Raw genomic sequence first — 17,262 nt, 5'->3', positions numbered from 1 at the left:
ACTTCTCATGTCCCGCATGTCCCGCACACTCGGTGCGCGGTTCAACGGTGCGCAGCTCATCCACGAGGCCGTCGCGCGACAGGCCCAACTCCGGCCCGACGCCACCGCGCTCGTCTTCGCGGGCCGGCCCGTCAGCTACCGGACGCTCGACCTGGCGGCGCAGACGTACGCCGTCGAGCTGGGCCAATTCGGTGTCCGTGCCGGACACCTGGTGCCCGTGCTGCTGCCACGCTCTCCCCAACTGGTGGCCGTGCTCCTCGCCGTACTCAGACGCGGCGCCGCCTACGCGGCGCTGGATCCGAAACTGCCCGCCGGCCGGCTGCGGACCGTGCTCGGCATGCTGGCGCCGCCCGTCGTCGTGGTTCCGCCTCCCGGAGGGGGCGTGCCGCCCCGGCCGGCCGCCGACGGCCGCACCGTATGGACCCCACCCGCCGAGGAGTTGAGCGAAGCGGCCGGACGGGCACCGGCCACGGACGCCGCCCCTGAGGCGGACGCGGTCGACGGAGCGGCGACCGCCACCGTGTTCTTCACCTCGGGCACGACCGGCACCCCCAAAGGGGTGCTCTCGCCGCACCGGGCCACCACCCGGCTGTTCGGCCCGGACAGCTTCGCCAACTTCGGCCCCGGCCGCGTGATACCCCAGGCCGCACCCGTCTCCTGGGACGCGCTCACCCTCGAACTGTGGAGCATGCTGACCACCGGCGGCACGGTCGTGCTCCTCGACGGCGACTACTTCCTCCCCGACGACCTGGCCGAACTCGTCCGGTCCACCGGCCTGGACACCGTCTGGCTCACCGCCGCCCTCTTCAATCTCTTCGTGGACGAGGACCCCGACTGCTTCACCGGACTGCGCCAGGTCCTCACCGGCGGCGAACGGCTCTCCGCCCCGCACATCCGGGCCTTCCTGGCCCGCCATCCGGGGATCACACTGCTCAACGGCTACGGCCCGGTCGAGTGCTGCGTCTTCGTCACCACCCACCGCATCCGACCCGCCGACTGCGAGGCCGAGTACGGCATCCCGCTCGGCACGGCGGCCCCCGGCACCGCGGTCCATGTCCTCGACGGCGACCACGCGGTCCCGCCCGGCGCACTCGGCGAGATCTGTGTCTCCGGGGAGGGCCTGGCCGACGGCTATCTCGGCAACGAACGGGCGACGGAGGAGAGTTTCACCACGTTCGACCCCGGCACCGGCCCCGTGAGGATCTACCGGACCGGTGATCTCGGCCGACTGGACAGCGACGGGGTGCTCCACTTCCACGGCCGCGCCGACCGGCAGGTCAAGATCGCCGGACAGCGCGTCGAGCCCGCCGAGACGGAGACCGCGGCCCTGCGTCTGCCGGGCATACGGGAGTGCGCCGTGCTTCCCGTGACCGGTCGGAGCGGTGCGTACGAACGCCTCGCGCTGTTCTACACCGAGGAACCGCCCGGCGGTACGGGCGGTACGGGGGACGCCGACGGCATGCTCGACGGCGTCGCCCCCGACCCCGGCACCGTACGGAAAGCGCTCGCCGCCGTACTGCCGCGCGCGCAGGTGCCGGACGACGTCCGCCGGATCGGGTCCTTCCCCCGGACGCCCAACGGAAAGATCGACATCGCCGCGCTGTTGGACCTGCCGGGCTGATAGACGCATGATCGGTGTCTGAATATCGCCGCACCGGCCTCAGCCGCCACCCCCCAGAGGTCCGTCCCAGTCGTTCGCACCACGAAGCGAGAAGCGATGGAACCGCGTACCTATCCGATGTCGTTCGAGCAGGAGTCGATCTGGCTCAACGACCAGTATCAGCAGGGCACCTCGCGCTATCTGGAGTCCTGGGTCCACCGGCTGCGCGGCCCCCTCGACATCGTTGCCGTGGAAGCGGCGCTGACCGGCATCGTGGCCCGGCACGAGGCGCTGCGCAGCCGGTTGGTGCTGGTGGACGGCGCTCCCTGCCAGATCGTCCTCCCGCCGATGCGGGTCCCGGTCGACGTACGGCGGGTCACGGCCGACGAGCGGGAAACGGCGCTCAGGGACGCCGTCACCCGGCAGACGGACCTCGCCGAACCACCGCTGTTGAGGGCCACGCTGCTCGTGACGGCCGAGAGTGTGCGGGACACCGACACCGACACCGACACCGACGGCTCGCGCCTGCCCGCGGACGGTGAGTCCGTACTCGCCGTCGCGATCCACCACGCCGTGATCGACGGCTGGTGCTTCAGCCTCCTCGACCAGGAGTTCAGCGAGCTGTACCGCGCCGAGGTTGAGGGCAGAACGTCCCGGCTGCCCCAACTGCCCGTCCAGTCCGGGCCGTACGCCCTGCGCCAGCGGACCACCGACGGCGCCCATCGGGCACGGCTGGTCGAGCACTGGCGGGCCGAACTGGCCGGCGCGCCCGACGAGTCGTCCTTCCCGGCCGACCGCCCCCGCCCGCCGGCCCTCAGCCACCACGGCGGCCAGGTCGAGTTCGGCGTCGACGCCGCCACGGGTGACCTGATACGCGGCCTCGCCGCCCGGCTGCGGACGACGCGCTTCGTGGTGTTCGCCGCCGCGCTGACCGCGCTGATCGGCCGGCACACCGGCCAGGACGACCTCGTCATCGGCACGCCCGTGTCGCGTCGCGACGAGCCGGAGACCGAGGACCTCATCGCCTGTCTCACCGATGTGCTGCCGCTGCGCGGACGGCCGCGCCACGACCGGTCGTTCACGGACCTGGTGGTGGAGATGAAGCATCAGGTCAGATCGGCCGTCCGGCACAAGGACGTGCCGTACAGCCATCTGGTGCGCGAGTTGGGCGTCGAGCGCACGCTCAGCCGATTCCCGCTGTTCCAGGTGGTGTTCGCGGTCGACGACGCGCCCCCGTCGGCGCTGTCCCTGCCCGGTGTGGCGGCCGAGCGCCGCCGGGTGCACGGCGGCACGGCCAAGTACGACGTGTTCCTGCACCTGGTGCCCGACGGGGACGGGTACCGCGGACTGTGGGAGTACTCGGCCGACCTCTTCGACCGCACGACCGCCGAGCGCCTGGCGGTCCGGTTCCGTACGCTCGTCGCCGACGCCGTCGCCCGCCCCGAAGCCGCGCTCCAGGACCTGGCGGTCATGCCGGCCGACGAGGAACGGCGGACCCTCACCGAGTGGGCGCACGGCGCGCCGCCGCCCCCCGAAGTCCCGCTCGTGCACGAGGCGTTCGCGCGCTCCGCCCGGCTGACACCCCACGCGCCCGCCGTCGTCGCGCACGGGCGGACCCTGACGTACGCGGAGCTGGACGCCGCCGCCGGCCGCGTCGCGGCGCTGCTCGTCACGCGGGGCGCCGTACGCCGCCCCGTAGGCGTCTGCGTGGAGCGGACGGCGGACCTGCCGGTGGCCGTTCTCGGGGTGCTGAAGGCGGGCGGCAGCTGTGTGCCGATCGACCCGGCGCATCCGGCGGAGCGGATCGCCTTCACGGTGCGGGACAGCGGGATCGACGTCCTGCTCACCCAGCGCGGGTGCCGGCCGGCCGAACTGCCCCTGGGCGTCGACGTCCTGCTCATCGACGACCTGCCGGACGTGCCGCAGCGCGGCGTCACCGGACCGCCGTTCACCGGCCCTGTCGTCCCGGTGGGACCCGACGACCTCGTGTACGTCATCTACACCTCGGGTTCGACGGGGCGTCCCAAGGGCGTCGCCATGGAGCACGGCCCGCTGGCCAATCTGGTCGAGTGGCAGCGCCGCCGCTCGGGGACCGGGCCGGACGCGAACGAGGGGGCGCGCACGCTTCAGTTCGCGCCCCTCGGCTTCGACGTCGCGTTCCAGGAGATCTTCGCCACCTGGGCGGCGGGCGGCTCGCTCGTCCTCGTCGACGAGGACGTCCGCAGAGACCCGCGGCAACTGCTCGACCTGATCGCGTCGGAGCGGGTCGAGAGGCTGTTCCTGCCGTTCGTCGCGTTGCAGCAGCTGGTGGAGTACGCGTGCGCCACAGGCCGTCGCTGCGACTCTCTCAAGGAAGTCCTCACGGCGGGCGAACAGCTCCATGTCACCCCCGCCCTGCGGCAGTTCTTCGGCTCGCTGACCTCGGCCACGCTGGAGAACCAGTACGGCCCGTCGGAGACGCACGTCGTGACGGCGGAGCGGCTGGGCCCCGACCCGGCCGACTGGCCCGATCTGCCGAGCGTCGGACGCCCCGTCGACGGTGCCACGGTCCTGCTGCTGGACGAGCGGCTGCGGCCCGTGCCGCCGGGCGCCGTCGGGGAGATCTGCGTCGGCGGGCCGGTGGTCGCGCGCGGCTATGTGGGGCGCCCCGAGCTGACGGCCGAGAAGTTCGTGCCCATCGATGTTCCGGGCACCGGCGCGCGGGAGAGCAGCCGCTTCTACCGCACCGGTGACCTGGCCCGGCTGCTGCCCGACGGCCGGATCCAGTACGTCGGGCGGAGCGACGGCCAGGTCAAGATCCGGGGCCACCGGGTGGAGACCGGCGAGGTCGAGGCCGCCGTACGCGCCCAGCGCGGCGTGGCCGACGCGGCAGTCGTGGCTCATGACCTCGGACCGGGAGCCGGCAAGCGACTCCTGGCCTACTACATCGCCGGCGACGCGGAGGCGGCACGCCCCGAGGAGGTACGGCAACGGCTGCGCGCCCGGCTGCCCGACCCGCTGGTCCCGGCCCGGTGCATACCGGTCGACCGCTTCCCGCTCACGTCGAGCGGCAAGGTCGACCGCGCCGCACTCGCGGCGGGCACCGGCCGCGACGAGAGCCGCCACACGGCGCGGGCCGTCGCCCGGTCCCGTACCGGTACTGCCGCCCCGACCGCCACGCAGGAGCGGATCGCGCGCCTGTGGTCCGCACTGCTCGGCCCCGGCCCCATCGGCGTACACGACGACTTCTTCGCGCTCGGCGGCGATTCCCTGCTGGCGACCCGGCTGGTCCTCGCGCTCCGGGAGGAGCTGCACGTACAGGTGCCGCTGCGCTCGGTCTTCACCTCACCGACCGTCGCGGGCCTCGCCGCACTGGTGGACGCCTCCTCAGGAGGAGGGCGTACGCATGTCGTCCCCGACCTCACCGACGACATACAGCTGGCCCCGGACATCGTTGCCGCGGACGATGTGCGCAGCGTCGTCCCCGACCCGGAGCAGGTCCTCCTCACCGGAGCCACCGGCTTCCTCGGTGCCTTCCTCCTGAGGGAGCTGCTGCGCCGGACCGACGCCACCGTCCACTGCCTGGTGCGCGGCAGCGACCAGTTGAACGCCGAAGGACGACTGCGTTCGGCCCTTGAGTCGTACGGTCTCGGCGACCCGTCCACCGAGCACCGGGTCACCGTCATCACGGGCGATCTGGCCCGGCCCCGGCTCGGCCTCTCGGCGGCCGGCTTCGACCACCTCGCCCGCACCGTCGACGCCGTCTACCACTGCGGAGCCGCCGTCAACCTGGTCTTCTCCTACGAGCAGTTGAGAGCCGCCAACGTGTACGGCACGCAGGAGATCCTGCGGCTGGCCGCCCTGCACCGCACCGTGCCCGTCCACCACATCTCCACCGTCGGTGTGTACGGAGGCGGCGGGGCCGAGAGCGCGTACGGCGGGGGCGAAGGGTCCCCACAGCCCGTACGGCCGGTACGGTCCGTACGCCCCCAGGATCCGACGGGACCGGTCGCGGCGCTGGAACACGGCTACACGCAGAGCAAATGGGCCGCAGAGCGGCTCGCCGAGGCCGCGCGCGACCGGGGGCTGCCCGTCACCGTCTACCGGCCCACCCGGATCACCGGCGAGTCGACCACCGGCGTCTGTCAGAGGGGCGACTTCATGTGGCTGCTGCTGAAGGGCTGCCTCCAGGCGGGCGTCGCCCCGTCCGGTGTCGACACGGCCTTCGACCTCGTGCCGGTGGACTACGTCAGCGCCGCCGTGGTGGCGCTCTCCCGCCAACCCCTGTCGGCGGGGCGGACGTTCCATCTCGCGGGGGAGCGCCCTCTGCGCATGGACACCGCCGTGGCGCGCCTGCGCGCCCTCGGCCACACCGTAAGGGACGTCCCGGCCGCCGACTGGCTCGCCGCCACCGAGGCGGATCCCGGCAACGCCGCCTTCCCGCTGCTTCCGGCCATGGCCGCCGAGACGCGCGGAGGGGGTTCGGAGGGGAGCGTGCTCTTCGACGCCGCGGACACCCGGCGCGCGCTGGAGGGCACCGGGATCGGCTGCCCCGACATCGACGAACACCTCTTCCGTACGTATGTGGACTACTTCACCCGCACGGGCTTCCTGCCGTCCCCGGCGGCCTCCCCAGCCGTCCCCGGTACCCGCGCCGCCGCCCCGGCCCTGCCCTCGGCTCCGTCGTCGGCCTCGTCGCCGGCCCCGGCCCCGGCCCCGTCGTCGGCTCCGAGACCACAGCCGCAGCCGAAGCCCAGGTCCTCTCCGTCGCCCTCCCCTCTCGCGCGTCGCCCTCATAAGGAGGTTCAGTGCCGGTGCGGGAGCAGGTGACGCCCGGCGAAGGCGCCGGAATCGCCCCCGGTAGGGTCGAACGCAGCGCAAGCCTTCTGACCAGTGGAGACACCATGCCCGCCCGGCCCACCCCCCGTCGTACCGTCCTGAAGGGTGTCGCGCTCGCCGGTGCGGCCGGTGTCGGCGTGGCCGCCTGCTCCACGGAGTCGAAGCTGGGTCACGCCGAGGTGCCGACCCCCACCGCCGCGGTGGACCTGGGTGCGGCCGACGCGGTGCCGGTCGGCGGTGTGAAGCTCTACCGCGAGGAGCGGCTGGTGGTGAGCTGCCCCGCCGAGGGCCAGTACAAGGCCTTCAGCGCGCAGTGCACCCACGCGGGCTGTGTGCTGGACAAGGTCGAGGGCACGGAGGGCAACTGCCCCTGCCACGGCAGCCGGTTCGATGTCACGACGGGCCAGGCGACGAAGGGTCCGGCGACGGTGCCGCTGCCCGAGGTGCCGATCACCGCGAAGGGCGGCAGGCTCGTCGCGGGCCCCGGCGCCTGACCCCACCTCCGCCCGCCCCCACGACACCACCGCGACACCCCCTCGGAACCACCCGGCGCGGCTCCACTGTCCGTGCCCGGAAGTAGGGTGGAAGACATGGCCGACCCCTCCAGCTACCGCCCCAAGCCGGGACAGATCCCCGACTCCCCGGGGGTCTACAAATTCCGCGACGATCACCGCCGGGTGATCTACGTCGGGAAGGCCAAGAGCCTGCGCCCCCGGCTCTCCAGCTACTTCCAGGACCTGGCGAATCTCCACCCGCGCACCCGCACGATGGTCACCACGGCAGCCTCCGTCGAGTGGACCGTCGTCTCCACGGAGGTCGAGGCGCTCCAGCTGGAGTACTCGTGGATCAAGGAGTACGACCCCCGTTTCAACGTCAAGTACCGCGACGACAAGAGCTATCCGTATCTCGCGGTCACGCTGAACGAGGAATTCCCGCGCGTGCAGGTCATGCGCGGCGCCAAGAAGAAGGGCGTGCGCTACTTCGGTCCGTACGGCCACGCGTGGGCCATCCGCGAGACCGTCGATCTGATGCTCCGTGTCTTTCCCGTACGCACCTGCTCCGCAGGGGTGTTCAAGAACGCGGAGCGCACCGGACGCCCCTGCCTCCTCGGCTACATCGGCAAGTGCTCGGCGCCCTGCGTCGGCCGCGTCACCCCGGACGAGCACCGCCAACTGGCGGAGGAGTTCTGCGACTTCATGGCCGGCCGCACCGGCGCGTACATCCGCCGGCTGGAGCAGCGGATGACGGACGCCGCCGAGGACATGGAGTACGAGAAGGCGGGCCGGCTGCGCGACGACATAGGGGCGCTGCGCCGGGCGATGGAGAAGAGCGCCGTCGTCCTCGGCGACGCCACCGACGCCGACCTGATCGCCGTCGCCGAGGACGAGTTGGAGGCGGCCGTCCAGATCTTCCACGTCCGCGGCGGACGTGTCCGCGGCCAGCGCGGCTGGGTCACCGACAAGGTCGAGGCCGTCGACACGGCGGGCCTGGTCGTGCACGCGGTCCAGCAGTTGTACGGGGAGGAGATCGGCGACTCGGTTCCCAAGGAGGTCCTGGTCCCCGCCCTGCCCGAGGACCAGGCGGACACCGACGCGCTCTCCCAGTGGCTGAGCCACCGCCGGGGCTCGCACGTCTCGCTGCGTGTCCCGCAGCGCGGTGACAAGAAGGACCTGATGGCGACGGTGGGGCGCAACGCCCAGCAGTCCCTCGTCCTGCACAAGACGAAGCGCGCGAGCGACCTGACGACGCGCTCGCGCGCCCTGGAGGAGATCGCGCAGGCGCTGGGTCTGGACAGCGTGCCGCTGCGTATCGAGTGCTTCGACATCTCACACCTCCAGGGCGACGACGTCGTCGCCTCGATGGTCGTCTTCGAGGACGGACTCGCCCGCAAGAGCGAGTACCGCCGCTTCCAGATCAAGGGCTTCGAGGGCCAGGACGACGTCCGCTCCATGCACGAGGTGATCGGCCGGCGCTTCAAGCGCTACCTCGCCGAGAAGGAGCGCACGGGGGAGTGGACGGCCGAGAACGAGGGGTCATCCACCACCCACGACACGAACGGCCAGGACCCGAACGGCCGGGACACGCCCGTCCAGCATCCTGCCGCCCCCGGTGAGAACGTGAACAACGGCCACTCCGATCCGTCGTCCTTCAAGGAGGACGACGGCCGGCCCAAGCGCTTCGCGTACCCGCCCCAACTGGTCGTGGTCGACGGCGGGCAGCCCCAGGTGGCCGCCGCCAAACGGGCCATGGACGAGCTGGGCATCGACGACGTCGCCGTCTGCGGCCTCGCCAAGCGCCTCGAAGAGGTCTGGGTGCCCGATGACGACGACCCCGTGGTGCTGCCCCGCTCCAGCGAAGGCCTGTACCTTCTCCAGCGCGTACGTGACGAGGCCCACCGGTTCGCCATCACCTATCAGCGGGCCAAACGGGCCAAACGCATCCGCACCAGCCCCCTGGACGACGTCCCCGGCCTGGGCGAGACCCGGAAGCAGGCACTCATCAAGCATTTCGGCTCGGTGAAGAAGCTCCGGCAGGCCACAATCGAGCAGATCTGTGAGGTGCCGGGGCTCGGCCGCAAGACGGCCGAGTCCGTCGCCGTGGCCCTCGCCCAGGCGGCACCCGCCGCGCCCGCCGTGAACACGGCGACAGGAGAGATCATGGAAGACGACGGGGGCAGCACGCATGACTGAGCACGACCGGGACGGAGTGGCAGACGTGAGTACGGGTGAGCCCAAGGAGACCGCGGAGGGGGCGGCGGCGGAAGAGGACGCGAGGACCACGCGGGGGGAGAGCGCCGGGGAGCCCGCCGAAGGCACCGACGCGGCGGCCGGACCTGCCGTCCCCGAGGGGACCGCCCCCGAGCCCGCCATCCCCGAGCTGGTGATCATCTCCGGCATGTCGGGCGCGGGCCGCAGCACGGCCGCGAAGTGCCTGGAGGACCTCGGCTGGTTCGTCGTGGACAACCTGCCGCCCGCGCTGATCCCCACCATGGTGGAGCTGGGCGCCCGCTCGCAGGGCAACGTGGCCCGGATCGCCGTCGTCGTCGACGTCCGGGGCCGCCGCTTCTTCGACAACCTCCGCGAGTCGCTGGCCGACCTCGACGCCAAGCAGGTCACCCGGCGGATCGTGTTCCTGGAATCCTCCGACGAGGCCCTGGTGCGCCGGTTCGAGTCCGTACGCCGCCCCCATCCCCTCCAGGGGGACGGCCGGATCGTCGACGGCATCGAGGCCGAGCGCGACCTGCTGCGCGAGCTGCGCGGCGACGCGGACCTGGTGATCGACACCTCCAGCCTCAACGTCCACGAGCTGCGCGCCAAGATGGACGCCCAGTTCGCCGGTGACGAGGAGCCCGAGCTGCGGGCCACGGTCATGTCGTTCGGCTACAAGTACGGCCTGCCGGTCGACGCCGACCTCGTGGTCGACTGCCGCTTCCTGCCGAACCCGCACTGGGTCCCCGAGCTGCGCCCGTTCACCGGCCTCAACGAGGAGGTGTCCGGCTATGTCTTCAACCAGCCGGGCGCCAAGGAGTTCCTGGACCGCTACACGGAGCTGCTGGAGCTGATCGCCACCGGCTACCGCCGCGAGGGCAAGCGCTATGTGACCGTCGCCGTCGGCTGCACCGGCGGCAAGCACCGCTCCGTTGCCATGTCGGAGAAGCTGGGCGCCCGGCTGGCCGCCGAGGGGATCGAGACCGTGGTCGTCCACCGGGACATGGGGCGCGAGTGACCGGACGCAACTTCCGGCTGCGGCGGCTGCGCAAGGGCACACCCGCGCTGGCCGGCCGGGGCCGAGGCGCCCAGCCCAAGGTCGTCGCCCTCGGCGGCGGTATGGGGCTGTCCGCCTCCCTGACGGCGCTGCGCCGGATCACGGGCGACCTCACGGCCGTCGTCACGGTCGCCGACGACGGCGGCTCCAGCGGCCGGCTCCGTGAGGAGCTGGGCGTGCTGCCGCCCGGTGATCTGCGCAAGGCGCTGGCGGCGCTGTGCGGAGACGACGACTGGGGCCAGACCTGGGCCCGTGTCATCCAGCACCGCTTCCAGTCCAAGGGCGACCTCCACGAGCACGCCGTCGGCAATCTGCTGATCGTCGCCCTGTGGGAACAGCTCGGCGACCATGTCCTGGCGCTGGACCTGGTCGGCAAGCTCCTCGGAGCCCACGGCAGGGTGCTGCCGATGTCCGCGGTGCCGCTGGAGCTTCAGGCGCTCGTACGCGGCCACGACCCGGACAGGCCGGACGAGATCGGCACCGTACGGGGACAGGCCACGGTCGCGCTGACGCCCGGTGAGGTGCAGTCGGTGCATCTCGTGCCGAACGACCCGCCGGCCGTCCCCGAAGCCGTCGCCGCCGTCCTCGACGCCGACTGGGTGGTGCTCGGCCCCGGCTCCTGGTTCTCCTCCGTGATCCCTCATCTGCTGGTGCCCGAGTTGCTCGACGCGCTCGTCGAGACGAAGGCCCGCCGGGTCCTCTCGCTGAACCTCGCGCCGCAACCCGGTGAAACCGATGGCTTCTCACCGCAGCGTCATTTGGAGGTTTTGGGACGACACGCACCTAAACTCGCCCTGGACGTGGTGCTGGCCGACGAGGCCGCCGTGCCCGACAGCGAATCACTCTCCGATGCCGCGAAGCGGCTGGGTGCCGCGGTCGAGCTGGCTCCCGTGGCCCGACCCGACGGACTTCCGAAGCACGATCCGGAACTGTTGGCCGCCGCGTACGACCGTATTTTTCGGATGCATGGAAGGATCGGCCCATGGCGATGACTGCAGCGGTGAAGGACGAGATCGCCCGGCTTCCCGTCACCCGTACGTGCTGCAGGAAGGCGGAGGTCTCGGCGATTCTGCGGTTCGCGGGTGGTCTCCACCTCGTCAGCGGTCGCATTGTGATCGAGGCGGAGCTGGACACCAGCATCGCCGCGCGCCGGCTCCGCAAGGACATCCTGGAGATCTTCGGGCACAACTCCGAACTGGTGGTGATGGCCCCCGGCGGACTCCGCCGCGGCAGCCGCTATGTCGTACGGGTGATTACCGGCGGTGACCAGCTGGCCCGTCAGACGGGTCTGGTCGACGGCCGGGGCCGGCCGATCCGCGGACTGCCTCCCCAGGTGGTCTCGGGTGCGACCTGCGACGCCGAGGCGGCCTGGCGGGGTGCGTTCCTCGCCCACGGTTCGCTCACCGAGCCGGGGCGCTCCTCCTCGCTGGAGGTGACCTGCCCGGGGCCCGAGGCGGCCCTCGCGCTCGTGGGCGCGGCCCGCCGGCTCCAGATCCCGTCCAAGGCGCGCGAGGTGCGTGGCGTGGACCGGGTCGTCGTACGGGACGGGGACGCGATCGGGGCGCTGCTGACGCGGCTCGGGGCGCACGAGTCGGTGCTGGCGTGGGAGGAGCGGCGGATGCGCCGCGAGGTCCGTGCGACGGCCAACCGCCTCGCCAACTTCGACGACGCGAATCTGCGCCGCTCGGCCCGCGCGGCCGTGGCGGCCGGGGCGCGGGTGCAGCGGGCGCTGGAGATCCTGGGCGACGAGGTGCCCGAGCACCTCGCAGCCGCCGGCCGTCTGCGGATGGAGCACAAGCAGGCGTCGCTGGAGGAGCTGGGCGCGCTCGCCGATCCGGCGCTCACCAAGGACGCGGTGGCGGGACGGATCCGCCGGCTGCTGGCCATGGCGGACAAGAAGGCGCAGGACCTGGGTATTCCTGGGACCGAGTCGACGCTGTCGGAGGAGATGGCGGACGGCCTCGTCGGCTGAGACAGCGCTTCGGCCGACCGTAGGCCGAGACGGCGCGCCGCACCGGAGGACGTCAACATGCCGCTGCCGGCACCCCGTTGGGGGCCGACAGCGGCATTTTGTATGGTCTTTCCGCACTCTTGACATGGTCATGTGGGTTGGTGACCCTTGCGGCGTCCCGTCACGCCTGTGGCGGACCACAGCAAGGGGGGCACATGAGACGTGGAGCGAGAGCGATCCTCGCGGCCGGCGCACTGTTGCTGAGCGGAATCACGGCGGCACCCGGCGCGCAGGCCGAGACCGCCACCGACAGATCCCCGGCCGCGGCCGGGGACACCCTGAAGGTCTTCGACGCCAAGGTCGCCGCCGAGCAGGTACCGCTGCTCCTCGCGGCCGGCCAGGACGCGCACGAGCTGGGCGAATCGGTACCGAGGGGCGGCACGGCGAAGGTCGAGCTGTTCCTCACCGGCGACCAGGCGCGCGACTTGGAGCGGCGGGGCGTCGATGTCACCGAGCGGCGGATCTCCGTACAAGCGGAATCCCGGCTGCGGGCGGCCGGGGACGGTGTCTACCGTCAGTACAGCGGCCCCGGCGGTCTCCAGGAGGAGATAACCGAGGCCGGCGCGGCCCACCCCGGACTCACCAAGGTCGTCTCCATCGGCAAGACCGTCCAGGGCAAGGACATCCTCGCCCTCAAGCTCAGCAAGGGCGCGGCCAGGACCGAGGACGGCACCAAGCCGTCCGTGCTCTACATGTCCAACCAGCACGCGCGGGAGTGGATCACCCCCGAGATGACGCGGCGGCTGATGCACCACTATCTGGACAACTACGGCAAGGACCCGAGGATCACGAAGATCGTCGACTCCACCGAGCTGTGGTTCGTCCTGTCCGCCAACCCCGACGGCTACGACTTCACCCACGCCGCCGACGCCAACCGCCTCTGGCGCAAGAACCTCCGCGACGTCAACGGCGACGGCGTCATCAGCCGCGGCGACGGCATCGACCTGAACCGTAACTTCACCTACAAGTGGGGCTACGACAACGAGGGTTCGTCCCCGAACTCCACCGGCGAGACCTACCGGGGCGCGTCACCCGGCTCCGAGCCCGAGACCCAGGCCATCGACGGCCTCCAGAAGCGCATCGGGTTCGACTACGGCATCAACTACCACTCCGCCGCCGAACTGATCCTCTACGGCGTGGGCTGGCAGGTCGCCACCCCGACCCCCGACGACATCCTCTACCGGTCACTCGCGGGCACCCCCGAGAACTCGGCCGTTCCCGGCTACTACCCGCAGGTCTCCTCCGAGCTGTACACCACCAACGGCGAGGCCGACGGGCACGCCGCGAACGTCAACGGGATCATGATGTTCACCCCGGAGATGACCACCTGCGAGACGGTCTCCGACAGCATCCCCGACGACGCCTGGGAGGCGGACGACTGCCAGTCCGGCTTCAACTTCCCCGACGACGAGAAGCTGATCCAGGCGGAGTTCGCCAAGAACATCCCCTTCGCGCTCTCCGTCGCCGAGACCGCCTCCCACCCCGACCAGCCGTCCTCCTCGGTCGGTCTCACCGCACCCGACTTCACCCCCGACACCTTCACCACCTCCTACGGACGCGGCGCCGACCAGGAAGTCGCCGTCACCGCCCGCAAGTCGCTGCGTGACAAAGAGCTGAACTACCGGATCAACGGCGGCCGTACGCACGACGAGAGCCTGCGGGCCTGGAAGGGCGGCGAGACGTACGGCGGCGAGGACAACCTCCACTTCGACGAGTACCGCGCCGAGGTCGAGGACGCCGAACCGGGCGACCGCGTCGAGGTCTGGTTCACCGGCCGTACCAAGAGCGGCAAGCGCACCACCAGTGACCGCTTCACGTACACCGTCGCCGAGCGCCCCAGGGCGGACACCCTCGTCGTCGCCGACGAGGGCGCGCCCGCGCAGTACGCACAGGCGTACGTCGACGCGCTGCGGGCCAACGGCCGTACCGCGGTCGTCTGGGACGCCGCCACGCAGGGCGCACCGCATCCCCTGGGCGTCCTGAGCCACTTCCCCACCGTCGTCCACCACACCGGCGCCGGCGCCCCCGGCGGCGATACGCAGCTGCCCGTGCGCGACTTCCTCAACGAGGGCGGCAAGCTGATCGAGGCGGGCGAGCAGGCAGGCGGGAACGCGCAGGTCGGCCGGACCCGGACGAACGACTTCAGCCAGTACTACCTGGGCGCGTACGGGCGGGCCCCCGCGGCCGGTGCCACCGCCTTCACCGGGGCCGGCGCGCTCCTCGGCACGTCGGGGCCGCTCGGTGCGGCGCCCGGCAACCCGCTGGACCAGGCCGGTACGTACACCGTCACCTCCTCCGTCCTCGCCCCGGACCTCTTCCCGCGGTTCGCGAGCGCGGCGGCGGGGACGTACGACACCGGCACCGGCGCTGCGGCGGTCACCACGAAGGACACCGTCCTGCTCGGCTTCGGGCTGGAGCAGGTCACGGACGCGGAGCGGCGCGCGGCGCTGCTCGGGAAGGCGCTGCGGGCCCTGCGCGGCTGACCGCGCCGGCGCGACGTCACGCCACGGCGGCGCCCGTACCCCTACCGGGGGGTACACGGCGCCGCCGGTCCGTAGCCGGACACTCGATGTCACCGGGGCGCCCGGGGAGAGGTAGGGTCGTAACCGGTCGGGGACATCCCATACGCACTCGCCGGCGTCGAAACCCGGCGTACCAACGAGGAGATCGGTTCGTGACGATCCGCGTAGGCATCAACGGCTTTGGCCGCATCGGTCGCAGTTACTTCCGCGCGCTGCTGGAGCAGGGTGCCGACATCGAGATCGTGGCTGTCAACGACCTGGGTGACACCGCGACCACCGCTCATCTGCTGAAGTACGACACGATCATGGGCCGCCTCAAGGCAGAGGTGAGCCACACCGCCGACACGATCACGGTCGACGGCAAGACGTTCAAGGTGCTCTCCGAGCGCAACCCGGCCGACATCCCCTGGGGTGAGCTGGGCGTCGACATCGTCGTCGAGTCGACCGGCATCTTCACCAAGAAGGCCGACGCCGAGAAGCACCTCGCGGGCGGCGCCAAGAAGGTCCTCATCTCGGCTCCGGCCAAGGACGAGGACATCACCATCGTGATGGGCGTCAACCAGGACAAGTACGACCCGGCGAACCACCACGTCATCTCCAACGCCTCCTGCACCACCAACTGTGTGGCGCCGATGGCCAAGGTTCTCCTGGAGAGCTTCGGCATCGTCAAGGGCATGATGACGACGGTCCACGCCTACACCAACGACCAGCGCATCCTGGACTTCCCGCACAAGGACCTGCGCCGCGCCCGTGCCGCCGCCGAGAACATCATTCCGACCACCACCGGTGCCGCCAAGGCGACCGCCCTGGTGATCCCGGAGCTGGAGGGCAAGCTCGACGGCATCGCGATGCGCGTCCCCGTCCCGACGGGCTCCGTCACCGACCTGGTCGTCGAGCTGGAGCGCGAGGTGACCAAGGACGAGGTCAACGCCGCGTTCCAGAAGGCCTCCGAGGGCCAGCTGAAGGGCCTCCTGGAGTACACCGAGGACCCGATCGTCTCCTCGGACATCGTGAACTGGCCGGCCTCCTGCACCTTCGACTCCTCCCTGACCATGGTCCAGGGCAAGAGCGTGAAGGTCATCGGCTGGTACGACAACGAGTGGGGCTACTCCAACCGCCTGGTCGACCTGACCACCTTCGTCGGCGGTCAGCTCTGACGCCGGTCCGGTAGGCAACTCCCGATGTGAACGACAGGGCTCGTGCGGCGCGACGTGGCGCTGACCGGGCCCTGTCGTCTGTGTGCTGTGTGTGCTCGCTCTTCTGTGTGCTCGCTACGTCGCGGGACGTGGAGCCGCTCTCAAGGAGTCACTGATACATGAAGACGATCGACGAACTTCTCGACGAAGGGGTGGCCGGCAAGCGCGTCTTCGTCCGGGCCGACCTCAACGTGCCGCTCGAAAACGGCACCGGCACCGCAAGGATCACCGACGACGGCCGGATCCGCGCCGTGCTGCCGACCGTCGCCAGGCTCGCCGAAGCCGGCGCACGGGTGATCGTGGCGTCGCACCTGGGCCGCCCGAAGGGTGCGCCGGACCCGGCCTTCTCGCTGGCCCCCGCCGCCGCTCGTCTGGGTGAACTCCTGGGCACCGACGTGGCGTTCGCGACCGACACCGTCGGCGACTCCGCGAAGGCCGTCGCCGCCGCGCTCGCCGACGGACAGGTCGCCGTCATCGAGAACCTGCGCTTCAACACCGGTGAGACGTCGAAGGGCGACGCCGAGCGGGCCGCCTTCGCCGACCAACTTGCCGAGCTGGCCGACCTCTACGTGGGCGACGGCTTCGGCGCCGTCCACCGCAAGCACGCCTCGGTCTTCGACCTGCCGGCCCGGCTGCCGCACGCCGCGGGCGGTCTGATCGCCACCGAGGTCGGTGTGCTCAAGAAGCTGACCGATGACGTCAAGCGGCCGTACGCGGTCGTCCTCGGTGGTGCCAAGGTCTCCGACAAGCTCGGTGTCATCGACCACCTCCTTGAGAAGGCCGACCGCATCCTGATCGGCGGCGGCATGGCGTACACCTTCCTGAAGGCCCAGGGCCACGAGGTCGGCGCCTCGCTGCTCCAGGAGGACCAGATCCCGGCCGTCCAGGAGTATCTGAAGCGCGCCGACGAGCGGGGCGTGGAGTTCGTCCTGCCGGTCGACGTCCTGGTCGCGACCTCGTTCCCGGACCTGAAAACGAAGGCACCGGCCGACCCGGAGACCGTCGCCGTCGACGCCATCCCGGCCGACGGGATGGGCCTGGACAACGGCCCGGAGACCAACCGGCTGTACGCCTCGAAGCTCGCCGACGCGGCGACCGTCTTCTGGAACGGCCCCATGGGTGTCTTCGAGCACCCGGACTACGCCGAGGGCACGCGGGCCGTCGCCCGGGCCCTGATCGACTCCGACGCCTTCACGGTCGTCGGCGGTGGCGACTCCGCCGCCGCCGTACGGATCCTCGGCTTCGACGAAAACGCATTCGGCCACATTTCGACCGGTGGCGGCGCGAGCCTCGAATACCTCGAAGGCAAGACGCTTCCCGGCCTCGCCGCACTGGAGGACTGACCAACTG

At 71.3% G+C, this 17,262-nt stretch carries 9 protein-coding genes and 1 pseudogene; all 10 read left to right on the top strand.

Going from position 1 to position 17,262, the window contains the following annotated elements:
* Positions 1-16 precede the first annotated feature (16 nt).
* The 10 genes and pseudogenes from ACIBLA_RS11230 to ACIBLA_RS11185 all read left to right on the top strand — a co-directional run bounded on the left by ACIBLA_RS11230 (position 17) and on the right by ACIBLA_RS11185 (position 17,255).
* Positions 17-1,621, top strand: coding sequence for an amino acid adenylation domain-containing protein (locus ACIBLA_RS11230; protein WP_399198424.1), 1,605 nt, complete (start codon positions 17-19; stop codon positions 1,619-1,621).
* 96 nt (positions 1,622-1,717) lie between these two features.
* On the top strand, positions 1,718-6,409 hold the full coding sequence (locus tag ACIBLA_RS11225; protein WP_399198423.1) for an amino acid adenylation domain-containing protein: 4,692 nt from the start codon (positions 1,718-1,720) through the stop codon (positions 6,407-6,409).
* Positions 6,410-6,483: 74 nt separating this feature from the next.
* The gene (locus ACIBLA_RS11220; protein ID WP_363241575.1) at positions 6,484-6,912 is read left to right on the top strand and encodes a Rieske (2Fe-2S) protein; all 429 of its coding nucleotides are present in this window, start codon (positions 6,484-6,486) and stop codon (positions 6,910-6,912) included.
* Between the two features lie 96 nt (positions 6,913-7,008).
* Complete coding sequence (uvrC, locus tag ACIBLA_RS11215; RefSeq protein ID WP_363241574.1) at positions 7,009-9,108, top strand: excinuclease ABC subunit UvrC; 2,100 nt, start codon at positions 7,009-7,011, stop codon at positions 9,106-9,108.
* Entirely contained in the window at positions 9,101-10,144 is a 1,044-nt protein-coding gene (rapZ, locus tag ACIBLA_RS11210) for an RNase adapter RapZ (protein WP_363241573.1), read from the top strand. Before uvrC ends, rapZ begins: the two co-directional genes overlap by 8 nt.
* On the top strand, positions 10,141-11,175 hold the full coding sequence (yvcK, locus tag ACIBLA_RS11205) for a uridine diphosphate-N-acetylglucosamine-binding protein YvcK (protein ID WP_363241572.1): 1,035 nt from the start codon (positions 10,141-10,143) through the stop codon (positions 11,173-11,175). Before rapZ ends, yvcK begins: the two co-directional genes overlap by 4 nt.
* Positions 11,166-12,155 carry a DNA-binding protein WhiA gene (gene whiA, locus ACIBLA_RS11200; RefSeq protein ID WP_329389095.1) on the top strand — a complete coding sequence of 330 codons (990 nt, stop codon included), beginning with the start codon at positions 11,166-11,168 and terminating at the stop codon, positions 12,153-12,155. Before yvcK ends, whiA begins: the two co-directional genes overlap by 10 nt.
* Before the next feature lie 194 nt (positions 12,156-12,349).
* Positions 12,350-14,545 (top strand): annotated as a pseudogene (locus tag ACIBLA_RS11195) (M14 family metallopeptidase); the annotation flags it as partial.
* A gap of 323 nt (positions 14,546-14,868) precedes the next feature.
* Positions 14,869-15,873, top strand: coding sequence for a type I glyceraldehyde-3-phosphate dehydrogenase (gene gap / locus ACIBLA_RS11190; RefSeq protein WP_363241571.1), 1,005 nt, complete (start codon positions 14,869-14,871; stop codon positions 15,871-15,873).
* Positions 15,874-16,031: 158 nt separating this feature from the next.
* The gene (locus ACIBLA_RS11185) at positions 16,032-17,255 is read left to right on the top strand and encodes a phosphoglycerate kinase (protein ID WP_363241570.1); all 1,224 of its coding nucleotides are present in this window, start codon (positions 16,032-16,034) and stop codon (positions 17,253-17,255) included.
* Positions 17,256-17,262 lie beyond the last annotated feature (7 nt).

This window comes from Streptomyces sp. NPDC050433 (assembly GCF_044458565.1).
Lineage (GTDB): Bacteria > Actinomycetota > Actinomycetes > Streptomycetales > Streptomycetaceae > Streptomyces.
Note: the sequence above shows the minus strand (reverse complement) of the source record. Positions and strands in the feature narration are given on the sequence as shown.